Source organism: Brevibacillus borstelensis (assembly GCF_003710865.1).
Taxonomy (GTDB): Bacteria; Bacillota; Bacilli; order Brevibacillales; family Brevibacillaceae; genus Brevibacillus; species Brevibacillus borstelensis.
In genome coordinates this window covers 26,947-40,442 of the sequence record NZ_RHHO01000028.1, presented here as the reverse complement: position 1 = coordinate 40,442, position 13,496 = coordinate 26,947, and the positions used below count along the sequence as shown (strand labels likewise).

At 53.3% G+C, this 13,496-nt stretch carries 11 protein-coding genes and 2 pseudogenes; 6 read left to right on the top strand and 7 right to left on the bottom strand.

The features are described from left to right. A pseudogene (locus tag EDM54_RS27460) lies at nucleotides 1–188 on the bottom strand (IS256 family transposase); the annotation flags it as partial. A gap of 427 nt (nucleotides 189–615) precedes the next feature. Between EDM54_RS27460 and EDM54_RS14025 the strand changes: the two are divergent. Then, nucleotides 616–987: pseudogene (locus EDM54_RS14025) on the top strand (chromosome condensation regulator); the annotation flags it as partial. A gap of 402 nt (nucleotides 988–1,389) precedes the next feature. On the opposite strand, the gene EDM54_RS14020 reads toward EDM54_RS14025, so the two are convergent. Continuing rightward, nucleotides 1,390–2,442, bottom strand: a complete 1,053-nt coding sequence (locus EDM54_RS14020; RefSeq protein ID WP_024983531.1) for a 2,3-butanediol dehydrogenase — start codon at nucleotides 2,440–2,442, stop codon at nucleotides 1,390–1,392. Nucleotides 2,443–2,768: 326 nt separating this feature from the next. Between EDM54_RS14020 and EDM54_RS14015 the strand changes: the two genes are divergently transcribed. Continuing rightward, a complete protein-coding gene (locus EDM54_RS14015) occupies nucleotides 2,769–3,800 on the top strand; it encodes a LacI family DNA-binding transcriptional regulator (RefSeq protein WP_122958367.1) in 1,032 nt (343 codons plus the stop codon). 275 nt (nucleotides 3,801–4,075) lie between these two features. After that, complete coding sequence (gene abc-f / locus EDM54_RS14010) at nucleotides 4,076–6,016, top strand: ribosomal protection-like ABC-F family protein (protein ID WP_122958365.1); 1,941 nt, start codon at nucleotides 4,076–4,078, stop codon at nucleotides 6,014–6,016. A 54-nt stretch (nucleotides 6,017–6,070) separates the two neighbouring features. On the opposite strand, the gene EDM54_RS14005 is transcribed toward abc-f, so the two are convergent. After that, entirely contained in the window at nucleotides 6,071–6,844 is a 774-nt protein-coding gene (locus EDM54_RS14005) for a sulfite exporter TauE/SafE family protein (RefSeq protein ID WP_003388205.1), read from the bottom strand. Nucleotides 6,845–7,039: 195 nt separating this feature from the next. Here EDM54_RS14005 and EDM54_RS14000 point away from each other — a divergent pair, with 195 nt between their 5' ends. Next, on the top strand, nucleotides 7,040–7,513 hold the full coding sequence (locus tag EDM54_RS14000) for a hypothetical protein (RefSeq protein WP_003388204.1): 474 nt from the start codon (nucleotides 7,040–7,042) through the stop codon (nucleotides 7,511–7,513). Between the two features lie 109 nt (nucleotides 7,514–7,622). On the opposite strand, the gene EDM54_RS13995 is transcribed toward EDM54_RS14000, so the two are convergent. Continuing rightward, on the bottom strand, nucleotides 7,623–8,057 hold the full coding sequence (locus EDM54_RS13995; RefSeq protein ID WP_003388203.1) for a Dps family protein: 435 nt from the start codon (nucleotides 8,055–8,057) through the stop codon (nucleotides 7,623–7,625). Between the two features lie 306 nt (nucleotides 8,058–8,363). Here EDM54_RS13995 and EDM54_RS13990 point away from each other — a divergent pair, with 306 nt between their 5' ends. Both EDM54_RS13990 and EDM54_RS13985 read left to right on the top strand, forming a co-directional pair. Further along, the gene (locus tag EDM54_RS13990; protein WP_039070807.1) at nucleotides 8,364–9,728 is read left to right on the top strand and encodes a putrescine aminotransferase; all 1,365 of its coding nucleotides are present in this window, start codon (nucleotides 8,364–8,366) and stop codon (nucleotides 9,726–9,728) included. Nucleotides 9,729–9,882: 154 nt separating this feature from the next. Next, nucleotides 9,883–10,353, top strand: coding sequence for an NUDIX domain-containing protein (locus EDM54_RS13985; protein ID WP_003388201.1), 471 nt, complete (start codon nucleotides 9,883–9,885; stop codon nucleotides 10,351–10,353). Nucleotides 10,354–10,691: 338 nt separating this feature from the next. On the opposite strand, the gene EDM54_RS13980 is transcribed toward EDM54_RS13985, so the two are convergent. From EDM54_RS13980 to EDM54_RS13970, 3 genes are read right to left on the bottom strand one after another with little or no spacing between them, the layout of a single operon-like run. Beyond that, on the bottom strand, nucleotides 10,692–11,765 hold the full coding sequence (locus tag EDM54_RS13980; protein WP_024983526.1) for an ABC transporter substrate-binding protein: 1,074 nt from the start codon (nucleotides 11,763–11,765) through the stop codon (nucleotides 10,692–10,694). Between the two features lie 51 nt (nucleotides 11,766–11,816). Continuing rightward, nucleotides 11,817–12,596, bottom strand: coding sequence for an ABC transporter permease (locus tag EDM54_RS13975; protein ID WP_024983525.1), 780 nt, complete (start codon nucleotides 12,594–12,596; stop codon nucleotides 11,817–11,819). Nucleotide 12,597: 1 nt separating this feature from the next. Further along, nucleotides 12,598–13,398 carry an ABC transporter permease gene (locus EDM54_RS13970; RefSeq protein ID WP_141334252.1) on the bottom strand — a complete coding sequence of 267 codons (801 nt, stop codon included), beginning with the start codon at nucleotides 13,396–13,398 and terminating at the stop codon, nucleotides 12,598–12,600. Nucleotides 13,399–13,496: the final 98 nt, after the last annotated feature.

Sequence of the window (13,496 nt, the reverse complement as noted above, 5' to 3'; positions counted from 1 at the left end):
CTGTTGGTTGTCCGCTTGTTTTTCATGTCATGCTTGGCGTATCCAAGAGAGGACTCGATTTCAGCTTCCAGCATTTCTTGGATTGTGTCTGCGAATAGATCCTTTAACGCTGACTGTACGTCGTCCACTGACTTCATGTTTTTCTCTTTGATCCACTGCTTGATCTGCTCTTTTGACATCATAAAAATCTCCCAACCTTTCTACTCCTAATTGTAGTTTAGAGGTTGAGAGTTTACACAAAATATTTTACAGACTCGGAATTAATGGCATATCACATATACTACCACTTTGTTAATGTCCACATATGGAGGACGTAGCCAAAGAGTAAGCGCAGAGAAAGCTTTTCTTTTGGGTACTTGTAGCACGGTGTTGAAATAGAGATCTCCCCCATTGAAATACCTCCATGCAAAATCGCTAGTGTGTTGAAAGCCCGTGTCCGAATCGCTATGATCAGGGAAAGGAGGAGATGCAATGCCCGTGGATCGCCGAGAAGCCGAATTTCACGGCATCCGCTCGAAGTAGAGCCGTTTATAGCTCTTGTTTTCAAGGAGGTAAAACATGGATAAAATTTTACCGAAAGAAGCGGCGTTAAAGAAGAAATGGTAGCCTAAAGATACCATAGCGGCGGGTTATCGTCATACCGTCGCCCTTAAAGCGGACGGCACGGTGACGGCTGTGGGTGATAATAGATATGGCCAATGCGATGTAAGCGGCTGGTGCGACATGGTGGCGGTTGCGGCGGGTAATGCTCATACGGGCAATGCTCATACAATCAGGCTGAAAGCGGACGGTACGGTGGCGGCTGTGGGGTGGAATGAGCATGGCCAATGCAATGTAAGCGGCTGGCGCGATATTGTGGCGGTAGCGGCGGGTTGCGCTCATACGATCGGGCTTAAAACGGACGGCACGGTAGTTGCTGTGGGCAATAATCAATACGGTCAATGTGATGTAAGCGGTTGGCGTGACATCCGACTGCCCGGCAATTAGTTTTCTTTTACATATTGTCTGGTGGATTGCAGAATTGCATCTCGGTTATACACAACAACCGGGTATGGTTTTTGATCACTGCGGATAATTTCGGCCTTGCGTCTCGATAAGGCCCGTTTCACGGTCTCCCAACGAAACCAACCCAGACTCTGGTATAGCTGCAATCGATGATATAGGGGGAATGCCAGTCCATAACGGCGTACAGATACATCCAGCCGACCTTCATTGGATTTTCTTCTTTCGGAATTTTCAATACGGTTCAACATTTTTCCTCAATTGTAAAATTTCTTCTGCTGGTCGTCATACATCAAGAAACTCCTTTTTTGCTAACAAGCTTCTATGTAGCAGGATAAAGTGCCCCTGAGTCCGACCCAAGGGCACCTTTCCCGAAAACACCTGCACCTACAACCTAGGACTCACCAGAATCTTCACCTGATTTTTCTCTTTCAACAAAGCCTCAAAGCCTTGCTCCACGACATCATCCAGCTTGATTCGCTGGGTAACCAGCTTCTCGGCAGGGAAGAACCCTTTTTCCATCAGGCTGATGACGGCCGGGAATACATCGCGATACCCGATGATGCCTGTCATGGTCCGCTCCTTCATGACGATGTGGTTCGGTTTGATAGGCGCTTCTCTTTCGAAAATGCTGACAATCATGATCTGTCCGCCGATTTTGGTCGACTCGATCGCCTGGGTGAGAACAGGAGGAACGCCGGTTACCTCGAAGGCGACGTCGGCTCCGCCGCCTGTCCGTTTGTGAATTTCTTGGACGACATCGCACTCTTTCGGATCGAGGACGATCGCGCCCAGCTCTGCTGCTTTGAGCTTGCGTTCCGGCGACAGCTCGACGGCGTAAATGTCCGAGGCCCCGGAAGCCTTCAGTGCTTCGATGACGAGCAAGCCGATCGGTCCGGTACCGAACACGACAGCCTTGTCTCCGACCTTCAACTGGCTGGAGCGGACAGCGTAAAGCGCGACAGCGGACGGTTCGACCAGAGCGCCTTGCTCATAAGAGACGCTGTCGGGAATTTTATGGACCATGTGCTCATCGACGGCTACGTATTCCGAAAACCCGCCGCCACCGCCGGCGAGGCCGAGGAAGCCCATTTTGTCGCAAAGGTTGTATTTGCCTTGCTTGCACGCCGGGCATGTCCCGCACGCGAAGACGGGCTCGACGACGACGCGGTCGCCTGCTTTGATGGAGGTGACACCTTCTCCGACCTCTACGACTTGTCCGGAAAATTCATGTCCCATTACAATAGGGGCTTTTTCGTTTGTCAGCGGGTGGGCGGTGCCTTCCGGGATGAAAATCGGGCCTGCCACATATTCGTGCAGGTCGCTTCCGCAAATGCCGCACCATTCCACTCTGATTTTGACTTTCCCTTTGAGCGCTTGAGGTTCCGTAATTGTTTCCAAACGCAAGTCTTTTACGCCATGCCAGCGCAACGCTTTCATATCTTCCATCTCCTTGTCAGTTCGGATCATAAAAATAGAGTCCAGCAAGAAAAATAGGAAACGTTTCCGAAAATTAATATGTCACAAGTTTGATACATTGTCAAAGTGCTTTTTGAATGAAAGTGTTGGAATAAAATACCTTCCTGAAAAGCTTGATCACGGATGCTTTTGCGTGCGTCGATCCTTTTTTGCGGCAGGAGGGTCCGAGGCCCCGGTGTGCAGCCCGCCTCCCGTCAAAGCATCGCCTCCTATGATATAATAGATCGAGGCGACCGACGTTGGTTCGTATCGCAGAAAACGATTCCAATAAGGAAGGGACATCTCTCTTGGCCACAAAGAAAAAAGTAACGATTGAAGATGTAGCAAAGAAGGCAGGGGTAGGGATTGCCACCGTATCCCGGGCCATTAACAATAGCGGCGGGATCAGCCCGAAAACAAAGGCGCTGATCCTGCAAATAATCGAAGAAATGGGCTTTATTCCGAATACGTCAGCGCAAAGCCTGAAGGTGCGGCAAACGAATCAAATTGCTTTGGCCGTGCCGGATATCCGCAATGCAATCATTCCTGATATCGCCTGGTCTGTGGAGCAGACTGCCAAGCAGCACGGTTACCGTGTCGTGCAGATCAATACCTCCGGGAACGCCCGGGCCGAGCTGGAGATCGTGCGCGAGGTGAAAAAGCTGCATGTGGACGGGCTGATTATCATGCCGCTGGCTTATCCCAAAACGCTGGTCGACTTGATCAATAAAACAACCGTACCTGTCTCGATCATCAACTACGGAAAAAAGCTCGACGACAATGTGAAAGCGGATGTTGTCGGTCTGGCCAGCCAGGAAGGCCGCCTGGTCATGGAGCATCTGATCAAAATCGGGCGGACCCGGATCGCTTACGCGGGTGCTCCCAAGAACAAAATCGAGGAGCGTTACTTTGCCTATGAACAGTCTTTGCCGCAGGTCGATCCTTCCCTCGTCTATTTCGGCGAGGACTTCTCGTTTGAAACAGGCGTGCGTGCGGCTGATTACTTTTACAGCCTGAAACATATGCCGGATGCGATCTATGCGGTAAACGACATGGTGGCGATCGGGATCGTGAACCGGTTCAAGGAGCTGGGAGTTCGCGTCCCGGAGGATGTGGCGGTCGTGGGCATCGACAACAACCTGTGGACGACGGTCACAAGCCCGCAAATCAGCTCGGTGTCGATCATGGGGGGCGAAGTGGCTCGCCTGGCAACCGAGCTTTTGCTGAAGCGGATTCGCGACAACGGGGCCGGGGAATATGAACGCGTGCAGTTCGAGCCTCGGCTGATCGTGAGGGAGTCGAGCGTGGCTGTCATTCGCCAGTCTCCTTCGATCTCGTAAACGAAGCGGCGGGGCTGTACTGTACTGCCTTCGCATGAGCAGGCATGTCTCTGGGACAACGGCGAAAAACGTGTTACGATTTGCAAGTAGCATCATCCTGACGCGCTTAGCTGTTTTGCTTTTCGCAATGGAATGGCATTCGCGCCTGCAAAAAGCAGGCTAAAAACATGGCGAAGCCAGGTCGAAGCAATGATGGCAGCCTGCCATGCACATGCAGAAGGCAGCCATTTCGGACCGATTCATCTCCTATCCTATTAAAAGCACAGGTGAACAATATGCATATCTTATCAGTAGAAAACCTTTCCAAAGGCTACGGCGAGAAGGTCCTGTTCGACGGGATTTCCTTTCACATCGCGGAAGGCCAGCGGATTGGCCTGATCGGCGTTAACGGTACAGGCAAATCCTCGCTCCTGAAAATAATCGCGGGACTCGACACGGCAGACAGCGGGAAAGTAATCCACGCCAATCACTTCCGCGTCGAGTACCTGCCGCAAAACCCGAGCTTTGCGGAAAACTCCAGCGTCCTCGAACAAGTATTTTACGGCGACTCGCCGCTGATGCAGCTGCTGCGCGAATATGAGCAGGCGCTGGGGGAGCTGCAGGCAGATCCTGCCGATGAACAGAAACAGGCCCGGATGCTCAGCCTGCAAGGCCGGATGGATACAGCGAACGCATGGGAGGCGAGCACGCTCGCAAAAACGATCCTGACGCAGCTCGGCATCCACGATTTTTCCCAGCAGGTCCAGGAGCTGTCCGGCGGGCAGCGCAAGCGGGTGGCGATGGCACGCGCGCTGATCCAGCCGGCGGACCTGCTCATCCTGGATGAGCCGACGAACCATATCGACAACGAAACGGTGGAGTGGCTGGAGGAATACCTTTCCCGCTACCAGGGAGCCCTTTTGCTTGTAACCCACGACCGCTACTTCCTGGACCGCGTCACGAACCGGATCTTTGAGCTTGACCGCGGCAAGCTTTACAGCTACGAGGGCAATTACGCGACCTTCTTGGAAAAAAAGGCGGAACGCGAAGAGAATGAAGCGGCTGCGGAGAGCAAACGGCAGAATCTGCTCAGACGGGAGCTGGCCTGGCTGCGCAGGGGGGCCAAGGCCCGCACGACCAAGCAGAAGGCTCGCGTCCAGCGGGCGGAAGAGCTGCGGGACAGACAGGTAGACGGACCGGCGGACAAGCTGGAAATGGCGTTGGGAGCGAGCCGCCTGGGGAAAAAGGTGCTGGAGATTGAGCACATTCGCAAAGGATACGGCCCTAGGCAGCTCATCGACGATTTCAGCTACATCGTCCTGCCGCTAGACCGTGTCGGGATCATCGGTCCCAATGGCAGCGGAAAATCGACGCTGCTGAACATTCTGGCCGGCCGGCTTGCCCCTGATGCCGGAACGGTGGAAACGGGCCAGACCGTGAAGCTGGCCTATTACACGCAGGAAAACGTAGAGATGGATGAGAAGCTGCGGGTGATCGAGTACATCAAGGAAGCGGCGGAGGTCGTGCACACGAGTGACGGGGAAGTGATTACCGCTTCGCAAATGCTGGAGCGCTTTCTGTTTCCGCCGCATTTGCAGTGGACGCCGATCTCTCGCCTGTCCGGCGGGGAAAAGCGCCGCCTCTATCTGCTCCGCACGCTGATGGGAGAGCCCAACGTTCTCTTTTTGGACGAGCCGACGAACGATCTGGACATCCAGACGCTGAGCATTTTGGAAGACTATTTGGAGCAGTTCCCGGGGGCTGTCATTACCGTGTCCCACGACCGATATTTCCTCGACCGGACCGTGGACCATCTGTTTGCGTTTGAAGGCGAGGGGCGGATACGCCAGTTTACCGGAAACTACTCGGAGTACCTCGAGGTCCGGCGCAGAGAGCTGGAGCAGGAAGCTGCGGACAAGCGAAAAGCCGGGAAGGCGCAGGCGGAAGCCAAAGCGGCTGCAGCCGACGAGAAAAGCGCCTCCGGACGCGGAAACAACCGCACGCGCAAGCTCTCCTACAAGGACCAGAAGGAATGGGAGACAATCGAGGACAAGATCGCCGCGCTGGAGGCGAGAAGCGTGCAGCTCAAGCAGGAGATTGCCTCGGCAGGCAGCGATTACGGCAAAGTGGAGAAGCTGTACGCGGAAGAGCAGCAGGTTGCGGCAGACCTGGAGGCTGCGATCGAGCGCTGGGCCGAACTGTCCGCCTTGATCGAAGAGCTGGAACAAGGGAAATAACTGCCGATAACAGAAAAGAAACCCTTCCCGATTGCAGTATGGGAAGGGTTTTTGTCATATTTGGATAATTTTGATTCCGCTGATGATGATGAGAACCGAGATCGCATAGCGCAGGAAAACGGTGGGGACCTTGCAGGACAAGCGGCTTCCCAGCAAGACGCCGGGCACCGAGCCGAGCAGGAGCCAAAAGACAGTTGCCAAATGAACAGTGCCGAAGCTCATGTGCGCCAGACCAGCGGCCGTGGTCAGCAAAAAGGCATGGGCGATGTCGGTGCCGACTACTTCTTTGCCGGAGAGCTGAAAGAAATACATGAGTGCGATGGCAAAGAGCGAGCCGCTGCCGATGGACGTCAAGCCGACCAGAAAGCCGAGAAAAGCGCCGATGATGATGAGCGGGGTACGCTTTTCGCGCGTGCTCATGCTTTGCCATTTATTCCAGGAAGGACTTTTGCGGCTGAGCCAGCTTTTGGCCAGGATGGCCAGGGGGATCAGGATGAGGACAAAGCCGAGTATTTTTTTCAGGATGAGGTCTGCCCCTTGGACATGCTGGTGCACCCAGTTCATCAAATTCACGGCGATAATGCCGCTCGGGATGCTGCCGATCGCAAGGTAGAGCACGATGGGAAAGTGAACGGTTTTTTGCCGCCAATGCTGCCAGGTCCCGAAAATCTTGGTGATGGAGTTGTAGACCAGATCAGTTCCGACAGCGATAGCGGGCTGTATCCCCAGCAGGAGCAGGATCGGGGTCAATAGCGCGGCGCCCCCTACACCGGTCAGGCCGACCAGAAATCCCACCAGGAGGCCGACGACTGTCAAGTGAAAATCCATCAAGCAACCATCCTCTGTATTTCTAGTATGCATGCCTATCATCAGGATAAGCAGATGCCCGGATATCGTGCGCCTAAATTGGGCAGCGCCGCGCCTAATTCACTGTTTGATTGTTTGACAAATCACCCGTTTTCAACTACATATAATTCTATTATTATTAAGGATATCAAAATAATTGTGAAAAAGGGGAAGGCTATGGCGGAATATTTCACGGAACGTAAGGCTTTGCAAATGACTCTGCAGTCGCTTTTGGAACAGCGGGCTTTGCTGCGCCGACAATATGTGGATCAAGACAAACAGCTCGGGCTTGACATCAAGCAGATTTTGGCGCGAGTAAGAGAGCTTGACCAAGCGGAAGGCAATGAAGAACCGCTGCTGGCGGAAGAAGCAGAGAACGGAACCGTCGGCATGAACGTGGAAGTGATGGAACGGCTGAAAGGGCGAAAAACGCATACCCGTCATGACTATGAAACTGTAGCCAATCATGTAGAAACAATCTTGCGGGAGATGTCGGCATTAACGTTGAATGAGCTCTGTGATGAGTTGAAAAGACGGAGCGGAGTCGAATTTGCCAGCCCGTACATTGGCATTCACAAGACGATCAAGCATTTGCCGCAGGTCAAGGTTCAAAAGGACGGAAGAAAACTTGTTTTTTCTTTGGCGACATAGACGGGCAGCAAAAAAGAGGGCAGTTGTGCATTCCGGCACAAAAGCCCTCTTTTCCTTTATCAGGAAATAAACTTCCTCTATTAGGAAATAAAACACACTTGCAGCAAGATTAGCCTTGGAAGGCTTTCAGCATCCACACATGCTTTTCGAGACTGGTCTGGATGGACAGGAGCATGTCTGCGGTGCCCTCATCGCCGAGTTCCTCCACTTTCTTGATGCCGTCTTTTAATTCATCGATTACAGTGGTAAAATCCTCGATCAGTGTTTGAACCATTTCTTCAGCAGTCTCGCGGTCGCTTGCTTCTTCGATGCTGGCGTCTCGAATGCACTCTCCCAATGTGGCAACGGGTTTTCCGTTACGGGCCAGGATGCGCTCAGCGAGAGTATCGATGTGTTCGGAAGCTTCGTTGTACAGCTCTTCGAATTTGTCGTGCAGGGTAAAGAATGCAGGTCCTTTGACATTCCAGTGGTAGTTTTGCAGCTTCATGCGCAGGATCGTCCAGTTGGCTACTTGTTTATTTAGTACAGAATACAGGTTTTCCATTGTTCATCCGCTCCTTATTTATAATAATTATTATCTGATACCTATTATAATATAAAAAACAGTATTGTCAACCGCCTTTCTCCTTTCCGCACGAAAGTTCTCAAGAACAGGAAACGAAGAAAGGATTGAGCCAATCATCAAGCAAATGATTGCGCGTCATTCTTGAATATGAGAAGCCGATTTCTCATTTCACTGTGCATTTCTGTATGAAAAGAAGGGAGATCGGGGGCATTTCTCTCTGTTTCGGCTGGCATTGTTCTTGCAACTTCTCCAAGGTGAAAAACCAAACCGGAAAGGATGAGGTGCATGGAACGCAAATCACGGGAAGAATCTCTTGAGCTTGCCAGTGAAATTCTTTCATTCATCGAAAGCGAGACACTGACAGTCGAACAGAAAAAGAAAATTGTAAGCGATTCGGTCGAGAACTTTACCAACCATGTGACCAAGGCTATACTTGCGCACCGCAAGTCTGTTTCGACCGACTATTCGGTCGTGGAGTGGGAAGATGAAGGAGCCATTTTCCGCGACACGATGGGGGATGAATACATTGATTGCCTGGGAGGCTACGGTGTATACCTGCTCGGCCACCGCCACCCGAAAGTGGTCAAGGCGGTAGAGGCCCAGTTGAAGCGCTACGCTCTGCACAGCCAAGAGATGGTGGACCCGCTGCGGGGCTATCTTTCCAAGCTGGTGGCGTACATTACACCAGGAGATTTGCAGCACTCCTACCTCGTAAACTGCGGTACCGAGGCAAACGAAATGGCCCTGAAGCTGGCGAGGCTGGCCACGGGGAAAAAATGCTTCATTTCAACGGAAAGAGGCTTCCACGGCAAGACGCTCTTTTCCCTTTCGGCGTCGGGGAAATCTACATTCCGCGAGCCGTACATGCCGCTCGTTCCCGGTTTTCAGCACGTTCCGTTCGGGGATGCGGACGCGGTGGAGCAGGCGATTCGCATGCTGATCGCTACTGGCGAAACGGTGGCTGGCGTGATCGTCGAACCGATCCAGGGAGAGGGCGGCGTGAATATTCCGCCGGATGACTACCTGCCGCGGCTGCGCCAAATCTGTGACAAATACGAGTGTCTGTTGATCGTTGACGAGGTGCAGACCGGCATGGGGCGGACCGGCACTCTGTTTGGCGTCGATCACTGGGATGTCGTACCGGATATCATGACACTGGGCAAAGCTTTCGGCGGTGGTGTCATGCCGATCGCTGCCATGGTCGCCAAGAAGAAATGGTGGGGAAAAATGGAGGAAAATCCGTTCCTGCTGGGCTCCTCCACCTTCGGCGGCAACCCGCTCTGCTGCGCGGGGGCTATCGCGGGCATTCACACGATTCTTGCCGACAACATCCCGCAGATGGCCAAGGAAAAGGGCGATTACATCATGCTGCGCCTGAACGAGATCAAGGAGCAGTACCCGGAGGTCATGGTCGACGTACGCGGACGGGGCCTGTTGATCGGGATGGAGTTCGCCACCAACAACCTTGGCTATACGCTGGCCAAAATGCTGTTCGGCAAGAAAATCCTCGTCGGCGGTACGATCAACAACGCGACGGTGATTCGCATCGAGCCGCCTGCAGTCATTTCGTACGAACAGATCGATTACGTGTTGGCTTGCATTGAAGAGGGGATCGCCCAGCTTTCCAAAGAAATGAAAGTGGCGCGGTAGTTTGGCAAAAAGGGAGGGAGCGGTTTATGGATGCTCCCTTCCTTTTTTCATTCGGTTGGCGGATCTTTATAGGCAGGAGAGCGGGGGCGTCGCAAGGAACTGTTAGAGCGGCAGACAATCGATAAAGATGCCAATAAAGAAGGAGCTGACCGTTATGGCGATGTCTCAATACTATAAAGATTTGAGAGAAGCGTTCGGGCCCGGCCTGATTTTCATGCCTTGCGTCGCTGCAATGATCCGCAATGAAAAAGATGAAATTCTGTTTGGACGCAAACATAACGAGGAGAATTGGGGCCTGATCGCCGGGGCGATCGAGATCGGAGAAACACCAGCGGAGGCCGTACGTAGAGAAGTGCTGGAGGAGACCGGTTTGGAGGTAAAGCCGGAGAGAATCATCGGAGTGTTTGGCGGGGAAAAGCACAGATTTACATACCCGAACGGACATCAGGTGGAATACTTGACGGTTGTTTTTGAGTGCGCGGTTGTCGGAGGCGCTCTTCACCCGGAAAACGACGAAATGTGCGAGCTCGGGTATTTTCAAGAAAACGGGATTCCTCCCCTCGCCAATTACTATCCGCGGGAGATCTTCCGAAAAGAAGAAGCAAAGCAAGCGATTTTCGAGTGAGGTTGACACACGGAAAATAACAAACGCCCCAGCCTTGGAAAGGTTATATCAAGGCTGGGCGTTTTGAAATGTGGTTCGGCCTTTAGACAATTGGCCGGGACGTTTCGCAATGTAGCACGGTCTGGGGCAATTAGCCGGGACGTTTCGCTATGTGGCACGGTCTGGGGCAATTAGCCGGGACGTTTCGCCATGCGGCACGGCCTCGGGCAATTGGTCGAGACGTTTCGCCTATGTGGCACGGCCTCGGGCAATTGGTCGAGACGTTTCGCAATATGCCACGGCCTCGGGCAACTAATGTGCGAGGGCGGAGCAATTCGTATAGCGACACTGCCGCCAGCTCACTGCGAGCTTTTTACTTCGGACCAGATGCGGTCGTACAGTTTAACCGAATCGCCGATATCCTTCAGGCTTTCCACCCGCTTCATCTCTTCGGGCGGGGGATAGATGGCGATATTTTCCAGCGTCTCCTTGTCGATCAGCTTGCGGGCCTCGGTATTCGGATTGATATAGGGAAAATCCTTGGCGATTTCCGCGCTGATTTCCGGTTCGAGCAAGAAATTGATGAAGGCCTCCGCCGTTTTCTTGTGTTTCGCACCTGCAGGTATGACGAAGTTGTCAAATGTTATCATCAGTCCCTCTTTGGGCAGGACTGTCGTGATTTGCGGCTTTTCCCGCTGTGCCAGCGCGATTTCCGGTCCCCAGACGAGGGCGACGTTCACTTCGCCGTTGATCATCAGCGTCTTCGGGCTGTCGCTGTCAAAGGCCTTGATATTGGGCATCAGCTGGAGCATTTTTTGCTTGGCCTCCTCGAGGTGGGCAGGATCGGTGTCGTTGCCGGAGTAGCCCAGCGTTTTCAACACCATGCCGAGGATGAACCGCTGATCGTCCACCATCACGATCTGGCTCTTCAATTCGGGTTTCCACAGGTCCGCAAAGCTGGTGATGCTCGTCTTGATATTGTCGGGGTTGTAGGCGAGCGAGACCGTATTGCCCATGTAGGGGACGCTGTATTTGTTGCCGGGATCATGCTCTTTGTTTACGAGGTCGGGCTCCAGGTTCTTGAAATTGGGAATATTGTTCAGATCGAGCGGCTCGATCAGTCCTTGATTGGCCATCGGCTGGATAAAATAGTCGCTCGCTACCGTCAGATCGTAAATGCCGCCCCCTGCGGAAACCTTGGCCAGCATCTCTTCATTGGAGGAAAACGTACTGTAGTTTACTTTTACCCCGTATCTCTCTTCAAATTTTTTGATGACCGAGTCGGGCAGGTACTCAGACCAGTTAAACACATTGAGTTCTTTGTCCAGACCGTTTTCTCCGCCTTGCGATGACGGCGTGGAGCTGCAGCCAGCCGCTGTCAGTGCGATCGTCAGAAAGCCGGCCGCCACTATTTTCCGAAAGCCTTGCTTCATATCAAATCCCCCTTTGTAATAATATGGAAACTCAAGAGCTGAGCGTTTGAACTACTCCTTGCGCATCCGGATGCGTTCGGCAAAGATGACAATAGCCAGTGTGACGACGAGCATCAAAGTAGACAGAGCGTTGATTTCCGGAGTCACGCCGAATTTGACCATGGAGAAAATCTTCAGGGGCAGCGTCGCGCTCGCAGGCCCTGCCACGAAAAAGCTGATGATCACGTCGTCAAGAGACAGCGTAAAAGCAAGCATCGCGCTGGCCAAAATGCCCGGAGCGATGACCGGCATCGTCACTTTGACAAACGTCTGCCAGGGCGTAGCCCCCAAATCCATCGCCGCCTCCTCGATGCTTTTGTCAAATCCGGCCAACCGGGCCCGCACCACGACAACGACGAAGGGAACGGAAAAGGTGATGTGCGCTGCGATCAGGGTGAAATAGCCGAGCGGCACCTTCAACTGGGCGAACAGCGCGAGCATCGAGATCCCCATGACGATTTCCGGGATGACGATGGGCAGGTACAGCATCGCGTCCAGAGCCGTTTTTCCGCGGAAGTGGTAGCGGTACATCCCGACGGCCGCCAGCGTGCCGATCATCGTCGCGGCCAGCGTGCTGATCAGCGCTACGATCAGAGAGGTCTTCATCGCTTCCAGCACGTCGCTGTTCTGCATCAGCTTTACGTACCAGTCGAAAGTAAAACCGGTCCAGACCGCATTCAGCTTGGATTGGTTAAAGGAATACAGAATCAAAATGGCAATGGGCATATACAAAAACAGGTAGATAAGCGAAGCGTAGAAAACGGAGAATTTGCGGCCGAGCGAGTAGCGCATCCTAGAGCAGCTCCTTTCCCTCTTTGTCTTTGGTGATCAGGATGTAGGCTGTGATAAACAACAGCGTCAGTCCCATCAGGATAATGGAGCTTGCCGAGCCGAATGGCCAGTCGCGGGCGGTGAGAAACTGATTTTTGATCAGGTTTCCGATCAGGACGGTCTTGCTTCCTCCCATCAGGTCCGGGATGAAAAAGAGGCCCAGCGACGGAATGAAGACGAGCAGGGAACCGGCCATGATCCCTGGCGCGGTGAGAGGCAGGGTCACCTTCCAGAAGGTATGGACGGGCTTGGCGCCCAAGTCCGAGGACGCCTCCAGCAGCGATTTGTCCAGCTTTTCGATCGAGGCGTACAGCGGCAGCACCATAAACGGCAGCATGGTGTAAACAAGCCCGATCAGAACGGCAGTCTCGTTGTACAGAAGCGGCAGGGGCTGACTGATGATCCCGAGCTGCATGAGGATTGTATTGATGACCCCTTCGGTCCGCAAAAGGACGATCCAGGCGTAGGTTCGGATGAGCGAGTTTGTCCAAAAGGGAACAATGATCAGCAGCATCAGAATGTTGCGGTAGTTGATCGGAGAGCGGGCGACGATATAGGCGAACGGATAGCCGAGAACGAGGCAAATCGCCGTCGTAAAAAAGGCCAGCACACAGGAAATCCACAAAATTTTAAAGTAGAGCGGGTCGAAAAAACGGACGTAGTTCTCCACTGTCAAAGGCAGTTCAATCCCGCCAAATGAGCTGCGGGTAAAGAAGCTGACGCCGAGAATCAAGATGAGCGGCAGCAGGAAAAGGGCACTCATCCAGATCAGGATGGGCCCGATTGTCCAGGTCTTTCCGTAATCGCGGACAGGCCGGTTCGGGGTCGTGGCTGCAGGTCTGCTGGAGGTGGCGGAGCCGA